This is a genomic window from Gordonia otitidis (assembly GCF_020735545.1).
In the GTDB taxonomy this organism is placed as follows: domain Bacteria; phylum Actinomycetota; class Actinomycetes; order Mycobacteriales; family Mycobacteriaceae; genus Gordonia; species Gordonia otitidis.
This window is the reverse complement of record NZ_CP085974.1, coordinates 4,625,906-4,643,778: the sequence shown is the minus strand read 5'-3', so window position 1 is coordinate 4,643,778 and position 17,873 is coordinate 4,625,906. Positions and strand designations below refer to the sequence as shown.

At 64.5% G+C, this 17,873-nt stretch carries 14 protein-coding genes; 5 read left to right on the top strand and 9 right to left on the bottom strand.

The genetic code is table 11. The annotated features are described in order from the left end of the window. Positions 1–70: 70 nt before the first annotated feature. From LK459_RS21180 to LK459_RS21170, 3 genes are read left to right on the top strand one after another with little or no spacing between them, the layout of a single operon-like run. Positions 71–1,726, top strand: a complete 1,656-nt coding sequence (locus LK459_RS21180) for a DUF3375 domain-containing protein (RefSeq protein WP_407648823.1) — start codon at positions 71–73, stop codon at positions 1,724–1,726. Further along, positions 1,726–2,580, top strand: coding sequence for a DUF4194 domain-containing protein (locus tag LK459_RS21175; protein WP_007237944.1), 855 nt, complete (start codon positions 1,726–1,728; stop codon positions 2,578–2,580). The genes LK459_RS21180 and LK459_RS21175 overlap by 1 nt, the downstream gene beginning before the upstream one ends. A 41-nt stretch (positions 2,581–2,621) precedes the next feature. After that, entirely contained in the window at positions 2,622–5,966 is a 3,345-nt protein-coding gene (locus LK459_RS21170; protein ID WP_227923928.1) for an ATP-binding protein, read from the top strand. 89 nt (positions 5,967–6,055) lie between these two features. Here LK459_RS21170 and LK459_RS21165 read toward each other — a convergent pair whose 3' ends face one another. From LK459_RS21165 to LK459_RS21125, 9 genes are all read right to left on the bottom strand, one after another. Further along, positions 6,056–6,907, bottom strand: a complete 852-nt coding sequence (locus LK459_RS21165) for a 3-hydroxybutyryl-CoA dehydrogenase (protein WP_227920589.1) — start codon at positions 6,905–6,907, stop codon at positions 6,056–6,058. A gap of 95 nt (positions 6,908–7,002) precedes the next feature. After that, positions 7,003–9,369: a lysylphosphatidylglycerol synthase transmembrane domain-containing protein gene (locus tag LK459_RS21160; protein ID WP_227920588.1), complete on the bottom strand. Its 2,367-nt coding sequence runs from the start codon at positions 9,367–9,369 to the stop codon at positions 7,003–7,005. 102 nt (positions 9,370–9,471) lie between these two features. Further along, positions 9,472–10,443, bottom strand: coding sequence for an acyl-CoA dehydrogenase family protein (locus tag LK459_RS21155; protein ID WP_227920587.1), 972 nt, complete (start codon positions 10,441–10,443; stop codon positions 9,472–9,474). Continuing rightward, positions 10,440–11,144 (bottom strand): glycosyltransferase, encoded by a 705-nt coding sequence (locus LK459_RS21150; RefSeq protein WP_227920586.1) that lies wholly within the window; start codon positions 11,142–11,144, stop codon positions 10,440–10,442. Before LK459_RS21150 ends, LK459_RS21155 begins: the two co-directional genes overlap by 4 nt. Positions 11,145–11,293: 149 nt before the next feature. After that, on the bottom strand, positions 11,294–11,908 hold the full coding sequence (locus LK459_RS21145) for a methylated-DNA--[protein]-cysteine S-methyltransferase (protein WP_227920585.1): 615 nt from the start codon (positions 11,906–11,908) through the stop codon (positions 11,294–11,296). Further along, positions 11,901–12,401, bottom strand: coding sequence for an RNA polymerase sigma factor (locus LK459_RS21140; RefSeq protein ID WP_227920583.1), 501 nt, complete (start codon positions 12,399–12,401; stop codon positions 11,901–11,903). Before LK459_RS21140 ends, LK459_RS21145 begins: the two co-directional genes overlap by 8 nt. Before the next feature lie 70 nt (positions 12,402–12,471). Continuing rightward, entirely contained in the window at positions 12,472–12,978 is a 507-nt protein-coding gene (locus LK459_RS21135; RefSeq protein WP_227920581.1) for a methylated-DNA--[protein]-cysteine S-methyltransferase, read from the bottom strand. Positions 12,979–13,123: 145 nt separating this feature from the next. Then, positions 13,124–14,107, bottom strand: a complete 984-nt coding sequence (locus tag LK459_RS21130) for a YihY/virulence factor BrkB family protein (protein ID WP_007237953.1) — start codon at positions 14,105–14,107, stop codon at positions 13,124–13,126. A gap of 198 nt (positions 14,108–14,305) precedes the next feature. Then, entirely contained in the window at positions 14,306–14,938 is a 633-nt protein-coding gene (locus tag LK459_RS21125; RefSeq protein ID WP_007237954.1) for an LGFP repeat-containing protein, read from the bottom strand. A 483-nt stretch (positions 14,939–15,421) separates the two neighbouring features. Between LK459_RS21125 and LK459_RS21120 the strand changes: the two genes are divergently transcribed. Beyond that, on the top strand, positions 15,422–17,197 hold the full coding sequence (locus LK459_RS21120) for an oleate hydratase (protein ID WP_227920579.1): 1,776 nt from the start codon (positions 15,422–15,424) through the stop codon (positions 17,195–17,197). A gap of 191 nt (positions 17,198–17,388) precedes the next feature. Further along, a complete protein-coding gene (locus tag LK459_RS21115; protein ID WP_227920577.1) occupies positions 17,389–17,817 on the top strand; it encodes a type II toxin-antitoxin system Rv0910 family toxin in 429 nt (142 codons plus the stop codon). Positions 17,818–17,873 lie beyond the last annotated feature (56 nt).

Sequence of the window (17,873 nt, the reverse complement as noted above, 5' to 3'; positions counted from 1 at the left end):
GGTGACGATGGCGAACTCCACCGTGGATGATTCGGCGACCGCGGTTCCGGCGGATCGGGCCACTGAGCCGATGCGACCAGTGCGCGCACGACCAACAGATCCGGTCCCATCCACGACGACGCTGGTCGGCACCTGGGAGGCCAACCGAGCGATCCAGAGGTCGGCGGGAGTCCGCCTGTTCGCCGCGTCCAATTTGGCGCTGTATGTGACGTTGATGGAGCGTCATCTGGATTTCGGTACCCGCCATACCGAGTCCGACCTCGCGATCCGTCTCGACCGCGACCTCGCGGAGCTCGATGCCTCCGATCAGCCGTCCGGCCTCGATCTCATCAAGTCGTGGGCCAAGCAGGGCTGGTTGCACCGCGTCACCGACGCCACGTCACCGTCGGCGCCGAACGTGTGTTTCCTGACCACCGAGGCGCGCTCGGTGATCGCCTACATGCGACGACTGCGCCGCGAGGACAGTGTCGCCACCGGTGGCTCGATCACCGGTGTCGCGGCGGGTCTGCATCGGGTGGCGACGCGGGTCGCCGATGATCCGGACCGGATCCGCGAGGACATCGCGCATCAGATCGATGAACTCGACGCCGAGCTCGTCGAACTCAATGAGGGCCGTCGCCGACCTCTCGACCTTCGCGGCGCCGAGGACGAGGCGCGCGCGATCGCCTATCAGATGGAACAGATCATCGGTGACATCGGCCAGTACGGCGCGATGCTCGATCGGATCACCACCGCGCTGCTCGACGACCCGCATGATTCCGATCTCGCCTACCGGGACCGACAGCGTCAGATGTTCGACGATTACGAGCTTCTCCTCGAGTCGTCGCAGAGTGCGTCGTATCACGCTTTCACCCAGATGATCCAAGATCCGCAGCAGCGCGCCCGTCTCATCGCCGACATCGAACTCGTTGTCGACCGGTTGCCCAGTATCGACACGGGGTTGCGCGCGGTGATGGAGAACTTCTTCCCGCTGGTGAGCGAGCAGATGGCGGAGGTCGGACGAATCCGGCAGCGCTGCGCCCGCCGCATCCGCAGGTTCGTGGCGTCGGGAACCCTCGAACAGAGCCGCGGCGTCGCCCGTCAGCTCAACGACGCACTGGCCACAGCGAATGAGCTTCTCAAGGACTCGCTCGCCGATCGTCGCCTCGGGTACGAACTCCCGGTCGCCACTCCGCTGATCACCTCGATCGGCCGCCTTGCTTTCGAGATCCGTAATCCCGCGCCGCCTGAGCAGGCCCGTCCTGCTGACGGTCGCACCAATCTGGCGTCGTTCGCGTCACTCGCAGGCCAGGTCGACACGGTCGAACTCGCCGACGTCGTCAACGAGAAGCTGGCGAGCGGCCCGGTGTCGCTGAGCGAGGCGATCGACGCGCTCGACGAGCCGTATCTGGCGCATGTGATCGTGTTGTGGTCGTGGGCCCTGCGCCAGCCTAGGAATACACTGCGCCAGCCTAAGGAAAAACTGCGCCAGCCTCGGAATACACAGCGCCAGCCTCGGGACTCACAGCGCCAGCCTCGGAATACACAGCGCCAGCCTGGGGACACACGTTCGGTGGATGCCTTCGCGAATACGGCCGGCGACGGTGGCGCGTCGTCGTTCGTCCGGTTCCGCTCCCTCGAGGGTGAGGATCGCGCGATCGAGGTTCCGGTGTTGATGTTCAGCGAACCCATCCCGTCGCAGTACAGCGACTCCGATTCGATTCTCAGCACGGAAGCCGACGCCTGATGACAAGCACTGACACGACCGGTCCGCACAATTCGACGGCGGACACCACCGAGGGCGGCGTGACCGGATCCCCTGCGGTGCCCGCTGACGAGTACGCCGGGTATGACGACCTACCGTCCGCTGCGACCCGCGGACGCGTCGACGAGCCGCGCGCACCCAGATTCGACGGTGACGTCTCGGCGATGCCCGACCGCGCGTGCTGGGCGCTCCAGAACCTCCTCACCCGCAGGCATGTCAGTGGGGATCGAAACCCGCAGCTGTGGGCGTGGGTGACCGAATACCAGGAACTGTTGCGCAGCCGTCTGTCCGAACTCGATCTCAGGTTGCGTCTCGTCGACGAGCTCCAGGTGGCCTTCGTGGAACAGGCTGGCTACGAATCACGCTGGGGTAGAAGAATTCTCAAGCGGGAAACGATTCAGACCTACGATGCGATCCTTGCGCTGCACCTGGCGAAGTTCCTGCGGTCGTCGCGCGAGGAGACCGCGATCATCACCCGTGAGGAGATCCACGAGCTGTTCGCGGGCGTGACCAACACCATCGATCGCGACCTCGCGCTGTTCGACAAGAGGATCGAGCGTGCGATCGACAAGATGGAAGAGCTCGATTTCCTCCGCCGCCATCGAGACGACCCGGACACCTTCACTGTGAGTCCGGTCATCACCGCGGTGATGACGGCATCGGTCATCACCGATCTGCAGCGCCAGTTCGAGCAGTTCGTCGGTGCCGGAGACACCGGCGACGACCTCGCTGCCACCACCGATCAGACCGACTCCGATGCGTGGGACGGCACAGACGGCCCGTCGTCCGCCGACGACACCGACGCTTATGCCGACGAGGAAGGAGACGAGTGGTGAGCAATTTCTACAGGCCGGATCAACGAGGAAGCAGTGCCGCGCTGCGCGACAGCGACGAGCAGTACTACCTCTCGCGGTTGCAGCTCATCAACTGGGGTGTGTTCGACGGGTACCACTCCATCGACTTCAGCCCGGGCGGCGCACTCATCACCGGATCATCCGGAAGTGGCAAATCGTCACTGCTGGATGCGATCTCACTCGCATTCCTGCCCGACCACCGACGCAACTTCAACGCGTCGGGTGACACCACCGCAGCCGGCTCGTCCGGCGGCAGGCGCACAGTGGGCAAGTATGTGCGTGGCGCGTGGGGCGAACGCCGCGATGCGACGGGAGCCCATCGCGAGATCATGTATCTGCGGGGCAGCGGACCGGCGTGGGCGGCGATCTCTGTCACGTACACCTCGACGTCCGGCACGGCGATCACCGGGCTGGTCCTGAAGTGGCTGGCCGCGGGAAAGCTCACCGATGCGCACAGCGCCTACTTCATCCACGACGGCGACGTCGACATCGTCGACGCCTGCAACGACTGGGCAGCGAACAACTACAGCGCAGCACGCTTCCGTGATCGAGGGTGGCAGGGCGGGCCCGGGGAGGGCAAGTACCTCACGACGCTGTACTCACTCATCGGCATCCGCGCCTCCGACGCAGCACAACAGTTGCTCGGCAAAGCCAAGTCTCTCAAGAGTGTTGGTGGACTCGCACAGTTCGTCCGGGAGTTCATGCTCGACGAACCGACGAGTATCGCCGGGATCTCCGACGCGCTCGAGCAGATCGATCCGCTCGTGGAGGCACGTGAACTCCTCGACGTCTCACGACGCAAGCGCACCATTCTCGACAACGTCGAGGCGTTGCAGGAACGCTACGCAGCAGAGTCGGCGACTTTCACAGTTCTCGACACGATCGAACCCGAGGTTGTCCGGTCGTATGTGACGAATCTTCGTATACGCAACGCCGAACCCGAGATCGGCGATCTCGACGATCAGATCGCCCGCCTCGACGCCGACCTGGCCGCGCTGACCGCGCAGCACGATCAACTACGCCAGGATCACAGTCACCTGCTCGGGCGGATAGCGACGTCGACCGGCGATCTCGCTCCGCTACAAGAACAACTCTCGACCGCGCAGAAGGCGAGCAACGAGGCATCTATTCGCCGCGCGACATACGAGCACAAGATCGCAGCACTCGGATTCGACGTCCCCGAGGACGGTGAGGCCTTCTGGGAACTGCGCGAGCACCTGATGGAGGAGGCGACCCGACTCGACGGTCAACTCGAAGCCGGGAAGCCGCATTTCGCCGAGACCCTCGCCACCGAAGTCGCTGCCCGCGCCCAACGTGATGCCGCGCGTGAAGAACTCGAGCGAGTACGGCATGCGGGTTCTGCGCTGCCTCGTGCGGAACATGAGATGCGTCGAATCATCGCGAGCGCATTGCAAGTCGACGAGACGGAGCTGCGCTACGTGGCAGAGCTCGTGGAACTCGCTCCTTCCGCCGAGCGGTGGCGAGTGGCGGTCGAGAAGGTTCTGCGTAACGCCGGATTGCGACTGTTGGTGCCGGACAAGCATTTCGCAGCCGCGCTCAAGTTCGTCAACGATCATGACATGCGGGGCCGGATTCAGCTCCACCATGCCGAAGCGCGTCCGGCTCCGCTGGTCGAGCCGGGCACCCTCGGGGCAACGTTGCGTGCTGCGGAACCCGATCACCCGTGTACGAACGAGGCACTGACGATCCTGGCCAAGCTCGGCAACTACGTGTGCGTGGAATCCACCGCGGACTTCGTCGAACACTCCAAGGCCGTGACCGATCGTGGTCTGCGCAAGGACTCGGCGAAGCTCGCGATCAAGGACGACCGCGGGCAGTTGCGTCCGTCGCAGTACATCTTCGTCGGCAACGTCACCGCCAAGATCGCTGCGCTGCAAGAAGAACTCGACCTCGAGAACCAGCTCTACGAGCAGGCACGCGCTCGCAGCGCAGAACTCGACCGCGAGCGAACGCTCTCGGAGCAGAGACGTGACGCCTACCGTCGGGTGTGCGAACAGTTCACACAGTGGAGCGAGATCGACCTCGACACAGCCGACGACCGCGTCGACACTCTCACCGAGCAGTACGAACTGTTGATGGAGGAACATCCCGATACCGAGGCGTTGCAGCGCAAGGCCGAGGACATCTGGGAACAGGTTCGTGCGGCGATCTCGCAGGCCGCGTTGGTGCGCGACAAGATCGCCACGCACGACAACCGCCGTACACGGCTGCTCGATCTCGTCGACAGATTGAAGCTCGAGCCGATCTCGACACATGCCGAGACGACGCTCGACCGTTTCCGGGAAGAGTCTCCGGCGGTCCTCGACGTACTCGCTCCCGATCCGTTCCGTCAGGAGCTACTCAAAGCGGTTGGGCGCGAACGCGATCGCATGCGCGCCGACACCCGGCGCTCACGTGACGAACTCGGTCGCATCCTGGACTCCTACGACAAGGAGTTTCCCGATGCGATTCCCAACGACAGCGACGACTTCGACGAGCGGGTCCACGACTACGTGGCCCTCTGTCGCCGGATCGATGAGAGGGAGTTGCCCGCCGCGTACGAACGGATGCGACGACTGATCACCGAACAGGCTCCCGGCGCGATCCTGAGTCTGCACATGGCGGCCGAGGCCGAAGAGCGACGGATCGTCGAACAGATCGAGAGGGTCAATTCCGGGCTCGGCTCTGTGGCGTTCAACCGTGGTACACGTCTGCGGCTGTGCCCCGGTCGCAAGACGCTGGCCGCGGTGGCCGAACTGACCGACAAGGCACGACAGATCTCGGCGCGCACCGCTGCCGTCGGGTTCGGCGACGAGGAGGCGATCCTCGAGCAGTATGCCGACATCCTGCTCCTGCGCGAGCGGCTCGGTGGGGCGACTCCGGAGGACCGACAGTGGACCCGCGACGCACTCGACGTGCGAAACCGATTCGATTTCTACTGCGAAGAGCGCGACGCCGATACCGGGGAAACCATCCGCACGTACAGCAACGCCGGTGACAACTCGGGCGGTGAGCAGGAGAAACTCATGGCGTTCTGCCTCGCAGGAGCCTTGAGCTTCAACCTCGCGAGCCCCACTGGCAACGGAAACCGTCCGATTTTCGCGCAGTTGATGCTCGATGAGGCCTTCTCCAAGTCCGACCCCCAGTTCGCACAGCAGGCACTCGCCGCCTTCCGAAAGTTCGGCTTCCAGTTGATCATCGTGGCGACAGTGCAGAACACGAGCACCATCCAGCCCTATATCGACAACGTGGTGATGGTCTCGAAGAGTGAGGACGTCAACGCTCGACCGGTCGCGACCGCCATCTCGACGTCGATCCAGGCGTTCTCGGATCTACGCCGTACGAGTGGCAGTCGCCTGCCGGTGTGAGCGTGCCGACGGCATCTGCCCACTGATACACAAGGGTCCCGGCTGATCGATGTCAGCCGGGACCCTCGTGTAGCAGAGTGCTCGCGGTGTCAGGACGAGTAGTCGTAGAAGCCCTTGCCCGACTTCTTGCCCAGGTAGCCCGCCTCGACCATGCGACGAAGCAGTGGTGGCGGCGCATAGTGAGGCTGGCGGAACTCGTCATAGAGCGACTCGGCGACGTCGAGAACGACGTCGAGCCCGACGGTGTCGCTGAGCGTCAACGGACCCATCGGGTGTCCGCAGCCGTTCACCATGCCGGTGTCGATGTCCTCCTTGGACGCGTAGCCGCTCTCGTACATGCGGATGGCGTCGACGAGGTACGGGATGAGCAAGGCGTTCACGACGAATCCGCCGCGGTCGCCTGCCTGAATCGTCTTCTTGCCGAGATGATCTCGTGCGTACTCTGTCACCGTTGCGATCGCCTCGGGCGAACTGGCGAGGCTAGAGATGATCTCCACCAGCGGCATGACGGGCACGGGGTTGAAGAAGTGCACACCGACAACGCGACTCGGGTCCGCGACGTCCTTGGCGATTCGGATGATCGGGATCGACGACGTGTTGGTCGCGAGGATCGCGGTCGGAGCGGTGATCTTGTCGAGTTCGGCGAAGAAACCCACCTTGAGTGCCTCGATCTCGGGCAGGGCCTCGATGACGAGTTCGCGGTCGGCGAAGTCGGACACCGAGGTGGTCAGCGTCAGACGGGCCAACGCCTGCTCGGCATCGTCGGCGCTGATCTTCGACTTCGAGACCGCACGGTTGATCGACTTCTCGATACGCGCGCGGGCCGCGTCCGCAGCAGCCTGGTCGCGTTCGAGCACGAGGACGTCATCGCCCGCGCGGATCGCGATCTCGGCGATACCTGCACCCATCGTGCCGCCGCCGACTACTCCGAGCTGTGTCATGGAGCTCCTCCAGATGTTGAAACGTGGTCGCAGGTCAGCCTACTGCGCACGCCGACGCCGTCGGGAACCAGACTCCGTCGCCGGCCGCACAGCGCTCAGATCATGTTCTTGCGGGTGAGCCAGTGCATCACCGGCCATCCGACGAAGACCGGCAGCCAACACGTCAGGACCCGGTAGAGGAGAACTCCGGGAACGGCGACGGCGGACGGCACTCCGAACGCGGCCAGACCACCGATCAACGCGGCCTCGACGGCCCCGACGCCGCCGGGTGTCGGGGCAGCCGATGCCAGAGTCCCGCCGACCATCGTGACCACAGTCACCGTGATGAACGACACGGTGCCCCCGAAAGCGTGCACGCTCGCCCACAATGCGAGCGCACCGCCGAGAGTTGTTGCGCCGCAACCGAGTGTGATGATCGCAAGTCGCCGCGGCTCGCGCGCGACTGCTCGGAGATCGGCGAGCACCTCCCGCAACTTCGGGCCGAGAGACGCACCGAGCCAATGTCGGAGCTTGGGGATGAACAAGAAGAGTCCGAGTGCCCCGAGCACAATGCCGGCCACCAGGTAGAGCACCGTGGCCGAGGGGACGAAATGCGACAGGTCGGCCGACGTGCCGGCGACGGCGGTGAAGAACAGCAAGAGCACGACGTGCACGATCACCTGCACACTCTGCTGCAGCGCAACGGCAGTGGTCGCACGCACTCCGCCGAGCCCTGCCTTCTGGAGAAACCGAGTACTCAGGGCGAGTCCGCCCACACCTGCGGGGGTTGTCGTCGCGGCGAACGTGTTGGCGAACTGCATGACGGTCAGGCGCCACATGCTGGTCAACCCGTCTGCGCACGCCCACAACGCCGCAGCGGCGCCGACGTAGGTGAGCATCGACGCTGCGAGGCCGAGCAGCGCCCACCACCAGTCGAGTGTGCGCAGCTCACTGAAGAACGTGGGAACCGTGCTGATGAACGGATAGGCGACATAGACCAGGGCGACGAGCAGGACGAGTTGGATGATCTGCGAACGGCTGAATCGCGTGATGGTCTCGGCCCGGATCTCGTCGGCACCCGTCTGCGACCGGATCTCCTCCCGCGCCGACGACATCGCGCCTTTACCGTCGGCCACGGCGTCCCGGATCCGCTTCGGCAGGGCCGACGCACTGAGTCGGCGGGACGCGATGAGTACGGCGTCGGCGCCGAATGCGTTGATGGCCGCGGTGACCGCGGCATGAGAGCCGTACAGGTCGGTGGTGGTCACGAGAAGTTGGGCTATGTCGGACTGCAACTGGACGTCGGAGGCACCGAACTCGGCGAAGTGGAATCCGCCGAATCTGACGGCTCCGTCGACGACGGTGATCTGCGGGCCACGCAGATCACCGTGTGAGATCGCCGCCGAGTGCAGCGCGTGCAGAGCTCCCCACACCTCGGCGACCGGGACGTCGTCGCTGCATGTGTTCAGTGGCGTTCCCTGCGGCGGGGTCCCCGCGAACATCGTCCAGTCGCGGTCGAGCAGAGCGACCGCCAGCGTCGAGCTGTTCGATAGCCCGAGCCCGTCGACGGTCAGCGTCATGAGGCCTCGGTGTTCGACCATGCGATGCACGGAAAGCTGAAGTGGTGCTGTCTCTTCCGACCGCAAGCGGATTTTTCGCCAGAACTCCCGGAGCAGGCCGGCGCTTCGCTGATTGGGCCCGTAGAGGTCGACGATGACGTCACGGTCCGCGGTTGCGACGAGCTCCAGCGGTCCGCGGCTCGCGGGCCGGATCACGCGCATAGCGGTCACCGAGACCCCGCGACGGGCAAGTATCCGCGCCGCGTCCTCCAGGGGCACAACCAGCGCAGGCGTTCCCGCCACCCATACGACCAACGCACCGACGAACCAGCCGGTGGCCAGTCCGAGCACGGCTCGGGCGGGAACGACCGCGCTGACCACCAGGTGGATGGGGACGAACGCCAGCAACAGGATCCACCACCATCGACGCCACCGTGCGGGTAACCAGGGGCCCGACACGGTCAGGACGGCTGCGAGCATCGCAATCCATCGAGGATCGTCGAGGAACTGCGACAAGAGTGAGTCCAGTCGTTCGCCTCGATCGAAATGCCAGGTGGGCGCGGCGATACCGTTCTCGCTGACCGAGAGCGCGAGAAAGCTGATCGCGGCCGCCGTCGCGTACGCCCACAGCAGGCGCCACTGCCGCGCCGCGAGGAGGCCGACCAGGATCATGAACGGTAGAGCGAGAATTGCGATGCCGTACGCGAGGTAGACCAGGCCTGCCTGCGTGGGGGTGAGGACGCCGACGATGTCGGAGATGGACTTTTCCAGCGCCACCCAGTCGCCTCGGGTGATGAGCGAACTCACGACCACGACGACCAACACCATCGCCGAGACGACCAGCCGGAAGATGTCCGACGTGCGTCGGATCAGTGGCTGCAGGAGATCACCGGTGACCGTGATCTCGCGTCCGTCCACATCCATCGGCTGTTCGTGTCTTTCCACGGTCCAGGTGCGCCGACGATCTGCCGGGCGTAATAGACCCCAACATATCGGCACGACGCCCGACAACCCGGGAGGTGAGGGCTAGCGGAAAGCCGTCTGTGTACTCTCCGACACCGCTTTGCCGAGAGCCACGAGGTCGGAGTCGGCATGCGATTGGCGGACGTAGACCTGGAGGTCGGCGACCGCCTGGGCGTGTTCGGCGTCGTGCACGAGCGGCCCCGGACCCAGTGCCCGGTTCACCCGGTCGATCACGGCACCAGCGACCTGTTCCACCGACCAGCGCACGATCAGTGCCCGCCGGCGGGCAAGTTCGGCGTCGTGTGGAGCGCCGTCGACGGCGCGAGCGGTGTCGTCGAGGAGCGCGACGGCGCTCGCGAGATGAGCCTCGACCGCGCCGAGGTGCATCAGCAGGATGTCCGATGGCGCTCGCGTGGTGTCCGCCACGGCGGCATAGAGCACGTCGGCGACCTTGTGCGCACCACCCGCCCAGCATGCCGCCACTCCGATCCCGCCATGCCAGAAACCGGGGCGGTCGAGGTAGGCGCCGGGCGCACCGATCGGTTCTGCGGCAACGTTGTCGAGGATCACCGTGCCCGTCTCTGTCCGGTCCATACCCGTGGTGGTCCAGTCGGTGAGCTCCCGACGCACACCCGCGGCGTCGAGCGCGACGGCGAACAGTCGACGTGCAGACCCGGCGTCGACGTCTGCGGTGATCAGGGCGTGGGTGCACGAGACGACACCGGAACACCACGGCTTGGCTCCCGAGAGCGTCCAGCCACCGTCGGCGCCGCATACGGCGGTTACCCGTGGGTGTGGGGGCTCAGCCGCCCACACGCCCCAGAACTGCTCGGGCGCAGTCCCGCACCCGGCCAGTTCGTGCAGGATCGCGTCGGCATCGAGGTGGGCTTCCACGAGCCGTCCGACGGCGATGTCGACGTGGCACAGATCCCGCAGCGTCTGCCACCGTGCCCCGGTGGCTCCGCCGCCCGGATATGGCGCAGCAGGCGCACTGTCGAGGATGCTCCGTGCTCGCTGTGCTGCGGTCCCCGTCATGCGTGCCCCTCGGCGGCGGGAAGGGCCAGCGCCCGAAGGTGCGCCGCGAAACCGTGTGCCGCCCGCCCGTGCGCGCGGGTCGAGGTCACCACGGGAGCGTGCGCAGACGCGACCACCCGCGCACCACGGGCACGCACGCGAGACACCAGGTCGACGTCCTCTCCATGTGCGAGGGGAGCGAACCCGCCCACCGCGTGATAGATCGCGGCCCGCATCCCGAGGTTCGCGCCGTGGATGTGGCCGTGTCCCTCCTTCTGGCTGTAGCCGCGCAGGTACCGCTGTTCGACGCCCGGCGCCCACCCAGTGAAATCGTCGGGCGTGACGGTCCCGAGATAGCAGTCGACCCCCCGATCTCCGAAATCGAGTTGCTGTTCGAGCCAGTTCGGCGGCACTCGGCTATCCGCATCGGTACTGGCGTACCAGGTCCGTGCCGAATCGGCGGCAGACCCGTGTCTGGCGAAACCCTCGCGTCGGGCTGCGCCGACGGAGGCGAACGCACAGGAGATCACGTCTACGCCCGGCGGCACTCGCCGCGCTGTCGCGTCCGTACACGCGTCGAGAACCACGGTCACCTCCACCGAGCGCGTCGTGTTGCCGGCCGCGGTGAGCACGCTCGACAGACAGTCGTGGAGCAGGTCTTCTTCATTGTGAGCGGGAACCACCACGACAACCCGGTTGATCGTCGTCGGCCGCGACGACACGTCGGGTCCGCGCGACTGCGCCGGTGAAGCAGAGAAAACTGATGCACGCACGGTGAGGCCCCCCGGGAGAGGTCGGACGATCGCGGTGCCCAGTGGCTCAAGGCGTGCTCCCCAGTCTAGCCGGACAGTCGCACGATGCCGGGTTCGAGTCAGGCGGCACGCTCCATCGCGAGCAGCGCGGACTTCACCTCCACCCCGCCGAGGTATCCGCCGAGTGTCCCGTCCGTGCGCAGGACGCGGTGGCACGGGACGACCACGGGTAGGGGATTGGTGGCACACGCTGTGCCGACGGCACGCACCGCCTTCGGGTTGCCGACCTGGTGAGCGAGTTGGGCATAGGTCACGGTATGCCCGTATCCGATGGTGGGCAGGGATCGCTGGACCTGCTGTCTGAATCCTGAAGACAGCCGGTAGTCGAGTGGCAGCGCGAACTCGTGTCGACGGCCGTCGAAGTACTCACCGAGCTGTACGGCCGCATCGTCGAGCATCGTTGGTGCGCACAGGATTCGAGAACTCACTCGCCGTGCCAGGTCGTCGAGGACGGCGTCGAAGCCCTCGCTCTCGAAGGCGACCCGGACCAAACCCACCGTGGTTGCGGCCAGCAGGAGCCGCCCGATCTCGGTGTCGACGACACGGTAACCGACGTCGACGATGCCCTGTTGCAGCGCAACGGATTCCAGCCGCGAATGCAGATTGTCGAGGTCGCGTTCCGCGACGGGGAGGTCGGCTACCGCGGCGTGCCAATTCTGGGTGTCGTCACTCATGGTCGTACAGTCCTCGTGGGTTGTCGGGTTCGGCGAGTATGCGCCGCAGAGTCTTCATCCCGTCGGCAGCGGCACGTCGAACCGCGTCGGGGGAGCTGTTCAGCAACTGGGCGGTCTCGGTGTGGGGGAGACCGCCGACGTAGTGGTAGGCGATGGCGAGCCGCTGACGGTCGGGGAGGCGGGCAACGGCATCCCAGACGCCGAGGTCGTCGACAGCATCTGTGCGGTGTTCTCCCGCTTCCGGAATCGTCGCCGTTGGTACCGCCCGACGGTGACGGCCACGAAGAACATCGACGACCTTGCGCTGGGCGACACGCACCAGCCAGGCTTCGACGTTGGTGTCGTCGGCGAGGTCGGGCCACGCGCGTAGAGCGGCGAGAAAGGTCTCCGACCAGGCATCGTCGGCGTCCGCGCCGGCACCGAGCGCTGCCCGACACACCCGCAGCACCGTGGCGCCGTGGATCGATACCGCTCTCTCGAAAGGTTCATTCATGGCCATCACACGGTAGACGCAGGAGAGCATCGGAATGTGAGATCACGTTCTGCCCGTTGTCCACACACCCTCAGAACAGTCGCGACGCCGTGATCTCCGCGGGCTCCTCGAGTTCGAGCAGACGTCGCTTACGATCGAGTCCGCCGGCATATCCGGTCAGCGATCCGTCGGCTCCGACCACCCGGTGACATGGGATCACGATCCCGACGGGATTGCGGCCGACGGCCTGCCCGACGCGTTGGGCCTGACGGGGAGCGCCGATCGCCGCGGCCACTGCTCCGTAGGTCGTCGTCGTGCCGTAGGGGATCTCACGCAACGCGGCCCACACGGCCTCGCGAAACGGATCCCCGAAGGTCTGGACCGGGATGTCGAAGTCCGTGCGCTTCCCGGCGAGATAGTCGATCAGTTGCGTCGACGTCGTGTCGAGCAACGTGTCGGCCACCACGTGGAGGCCCAGGTCGGGACGGTGGCGCTGGTCGACGAAGTAGAGACCGGTGATCGCATCGCCGGTGGCGGCGATGATCACGCCGCCCAGTGGGGTGTCGATCGTCGTGAATCGGGCGTCCCGGCTGCTCATCTCAGTCGTCCTCCTGTGCTCGAGCGTGCGTGTCATGGGGAAGACGCACCAGGGCGACAGAACGTGAGAACCGAAGCCGATCCAACAGCGGTCGCGGGCGAGGTCGGCACCCCACCGCACGTGGCGTCGGTTCGATCGGCAGTCGTCACCGGTCGACGTCGTCCGGAGAATTCACCTGCTTGTCGAACGACACGTCGATCTCCTCGAATCCCTTGCTGCGCTGTGCCTGCGCCTGCGCCGTGTAGGCCGCCTCGTCACCTGGCGTCAAGACGACGTTGTCGGTGAAGGGCGTGAGGACCGATCGGGGATAGAGCTTGTCGACACGCACGGCATTGCTTTCGAGGCAGAAGATGATCAGGACCGCTGCCACATACAGAAAGGCGAGCAGGCCGAGCACCACGGCGAAGATGCCATTGGTCGCGCTCGACCTGACGATCACCCGTTGCACGTAGACGCTGCCGAACGTCTGCAGTGCCTGCCAACACAGTGCGGCAGCGATCGCGCCGGGCAACACATCACGCACGCTGACCGAGCGCGCCGTGCCGATGACGAACGCAATGGTGAAGACGATGGTGTACAGGAGAATCGATGCCACGATGGCGAGCGGCCTGCCCACGGATCCGAGGTCGATGGCAGCGATCACACCGTTCAGCACCGTCAGCCCGACGATCGAACCGCCGATGGTGAGCAACAGGCCCGCACCTTTGACGCGTGCCTGGATCGGGTTGGGACGTTCGTTGCGTGGCACGTTCCAGATGATGTTCATCGCGTTCTGGATGGCTACCGCAACTCCGAGACCACCGTAGATCGCACCGACAGCACCGATGGTCACCGCGAGGCCACTGCCACTGATCGTGCCGGTGTCACGGAGTTGCGAGCCGATGACGGGAATCTGCGACAGCGCCGAATCGAGGATGCGATTCTCGAGCTCCGGATTGTTGTGCAACACGATCCCGAGAATCGAGGTGAAGACCAGAAGCAACGGAAACAGTGAGACGAATCCGTAGTACGCGATGAGCGCTGCGAGATAGCCACCCTGGTCGTCGAAGAACTTGTAGACGACTGCGAGCGGATAGCCGGTCGCGGGGTGCTTACGTTGAAAAGCGTCAATGCGCTCGGAAAAAGACATTCACGCGCCTTCCCGTCACCCCATCCCCAGGCGACGATCGGCGTGAGTCGCTGGTCACTGTCGTGTCCAAGTCTATTGGCGGCTCAGGGCCATCGGGCTGCGACTCGCCGCAGTCCCACTGCCACGCAAGCGGCTCTCACCCCGGGACGAAGTGAGAGCCGTCTGCGGTCCTCGGTTGCTGATGTCAGCTGTCGAGCACTATTGCGCAGGAACGACCTTGCCGTTGACGGTGACCTCTACCTTGTCCGTCGACGCGGTCCAGGTGATCTTCCCGTGTTCGAATGTCGAGGTCTTCACGCCGTTCTCGTCGGTCTCGTCGCTGGTCGCCGTTCCGAGCGGACCCTGCGAACCGCCCTTCCCGTCAGCCGACGGATTGCCCTCGGCGTCACGCTTCACATTCCAGGCATCGCGGATCTTGCCCCATGTGATGTATGCCGGAGTCGACTCCTCGCTGTTCTTCGCGGTGATGACGCCACCGGCGAACTGCTGGAACACTACGCCGTTCTCGCCGGTCCCCGATGCTTCAGCGCCCGTGCTCGGTGCCCCGAGATCTGTCTTCTGTTGCTCGGTGGCGGCCTTGTACTTGGCCGCGATCGGGCCGGTCAACTTGACAGTGCTGCCGTCGGCGGCCTTCAGGTCGACCGATGCACCGGCAGCCGCCGAGCCCGACATACCGGCCATTCCCTCCATGCCGGATGTTCCCTCGGCAGCCGACGACGGCGACGATGCCGCCGAATTCGAATCGTTGTCGTCACTGCAACCGGCAGCGATGAGTGTCACTGCCGATGCCGCCGCCACAAGGCCCGCGATGCGACGAGTGCTCTGCTTCATTGGTTCCCCTTCGTTTCTGACTCTGGGTGTGCGCTCTGAAAAGAACGCCGTAGCGACGGTAGACACAGTCACAGGAACAGCACGAATACAACGCGCGGACCGGTGCAGTGTTGCAATGTTCCACCACGGAAACCGACATACCCGACGGAGATCGTGTCCCTATTGTGAGTTCGACCGGTGCCACATCGTGTACACGCGCGGGAATATGTCGGGCAAAGGTGCAGTTGAAGGAGTCGACGGTGTTGGATTCACTGCCCCGGGTCCCACCCTTCACCGCTTCGAGCGGACTATTTGCCGAGAGGCGCATTGACCGGCACCGTCATTCGCAGAAACCGCCGACCCCGAAAGGTCGGCGGTTTCTGCTGTCCCACAACAATTCATCTTGATCGCGGGTCCAGAACGGGTCCGTGCGACTAGCGTCGATATTGTTCGAGCTCGATCCGATCCGAGCCATCCGGCTCGACGACATGAGGTGAGACGCGCGTGTATCGAAGCAACGGGAATTTCGAAGCGTTCGGTCGGCCAGAAAAGCCGGCGGGGATCGATGGAAAGACCGCCCATTTCGTCGGGTCCGGATTGGCGTCTCTCGCGGGTGCGACCTTCCTCATCCGCGACGCGCAGTTGCCGGGCGACAAGATCACCATCTACGAGGAGCTGGGGCTGCCGGGTGGCAGCATGGACGGAATCCTCGACGAGCACAAGGGTTTCATCATCCGGGGTGGTCGCGAAATGGAAGCTCACTTCGAGACGCTCTGGGACCTGTTCAAATCGATACCCTCCCTCAGCGTCGAAGACGCGTCCGTGCTCGACGAGATGTACTGGATCCACAAGATCAATCCCAGTTCGAATCCTGCACGGGCGATTCACGACAAGGGCGCGAAGATCGACCACCTGACCGATCTCACCCTCACCCGCGGAGCGGCAGAAGAACTGATGAAGCTCGTTCTGACGCGCGAGGAAGATTTGCAGGACAAGCGGATCGACGAGGTCTTCGGCAAGGAGTTCTTCGAGTCTCACTTCTGGTTGTACTGGGCGACGATGTTCGCGTTCGAACCCTGGGCCAGCGCACTGGAGATGCGACGGTACACCTTGCGCTTCATTCACCACATCTCGACACTGTCGGATCTCACGTCACTTCGCTTCACCCGATACAACCAGTACGAATCCCTGATCAAGCCTTTGGTTGCCTATCTCGAGGGTCATGGTGTCAAATTCGTCTACAACACCCAGGTCGACAACATCGACCTCGACAGCACCGGGTCGTCCAAGCAGGCCAAACGTATCCACCTGACCGAAAACGGCGAATCCAAGACCGTTGATCTCACCGAGAACGCCCTGGTCTTCGTGACCAATGGTTCGATCACCGAGTCGTCGACCTATGGCGACAACGACACGCCGGCGGCTGTCGTCACCGACAACGGTGGCGCGTGGTCACTGTGGAAAAACCTTGCCGGCCAGGATGCGTCACTGGGTAAGCCCGAGAAGTTCTGCGAGAACATCCCCGACGCCAACTGGAGCATCTCGGCCACCGTCACGCTGACCGACGACAAGATCTGGCCATACATCGAGAAGATCACGGGACGTGATCCACGGGACGGGGAAATCGTCACGGGCGGCCCCTGCACCATCGCAGACTCGAGCTGGCTCTACGGGTTCACTGTGAGCCGCCAACCCCATTTCGCAGCTCAGGATCCGCAGAAGGAACTGGTGGTCTGGCTCTACGGGCTCTTCTCGGACAAGCCCGGCGACTATGTGAAGAAGACGATCCGAGAATGCACGGGAGCAGAGTTGTGTGCCGAGTGGCTCTACCACATGGGAGTGCCGAGCGACCAGATCGATGGTCTCGCTCACGATTCGGCCTCGACGGTGCCCTGCAACATGCCCTACATCACGTCGTACTTCATGCCGCGGGCACTTGGCGACCGCCCACTCGTGGTACCGAAGGACTACTCGAACCTCGCGTTCATCGGCAACTTCGCGGAAACCGAGCGTGACACGGTCTTCACCACCGAGTATTCGGTCCGCACCGCGATGGAGGCCGTGTACACCCTGCTCGGCGTCGACCGCGGAGTCCCCGAGGTGTTCGACTCGTCCTTCGACGTCCGAGTGCTGCTCTCGTCGATCTACTACCTGAACGACCGAAAGTCGTTGACCGAGATCAAATTCCCGTTCATCGAGAAGCTGATCGGAAAGGCTGCCCTGAAGAAGATCGAGGGCACCTACATCGAAGAGCTGCTGCAGGACGCCAAGCTGATCTGAGCAGTCCTGCCCTCGCGCTCCAGACGCGGCCCGAACTGGTGGACGCGGTCGGTGTACCGGCTGCGTCCACCAGCACAGGCGGCGTTTGGCATGTGCACCCCTTTCCTGAGCGGAGCTCCTCGACGAGCTCCGCTCACTGATCGGTAGCGTCGACGTGGAAGAAGCCCGCAACTCCACGAAAGACGGTGCCCATGGCCGACGTCGACGTCAGTATCGACTCTGAACTCTCTCCCGAGCACGCATGGAGCATGGCGTCGGACCTGTCACGCTTTCCCGAATGGATGACGATCTTCGGCGGTTGGCGCAGTGAACTGCCCGACGAGATCACCGAGGGAACCGAGATCTCCTCACTCATCAAGGTGAAGGGCTTCCGCAACGTCATCCACTGGACGGTCACCGAATACGATGCGCCTCATACGATTTCGTTGACAGGCCAAGGTCACGGAGGTGTGCGCATAGCGCTTCGGATGACCGTGTCGGAGACCGACGCGGGCTCACGCTTCCATCTCCACGCCAGCCTCGACGGCGGTCTGCTGAGCGGCCCGATCGGTCGGTTCGTCGCGAAGATCATCACCTCCGACGTGCGACGCTCCATCGAGAACCTCGCGGCATTGCGCTAGCGGTCGTCGACCTTGCCGGGTCCGATATGTGCGGTATTTCTGTCTGCCGATAGGGT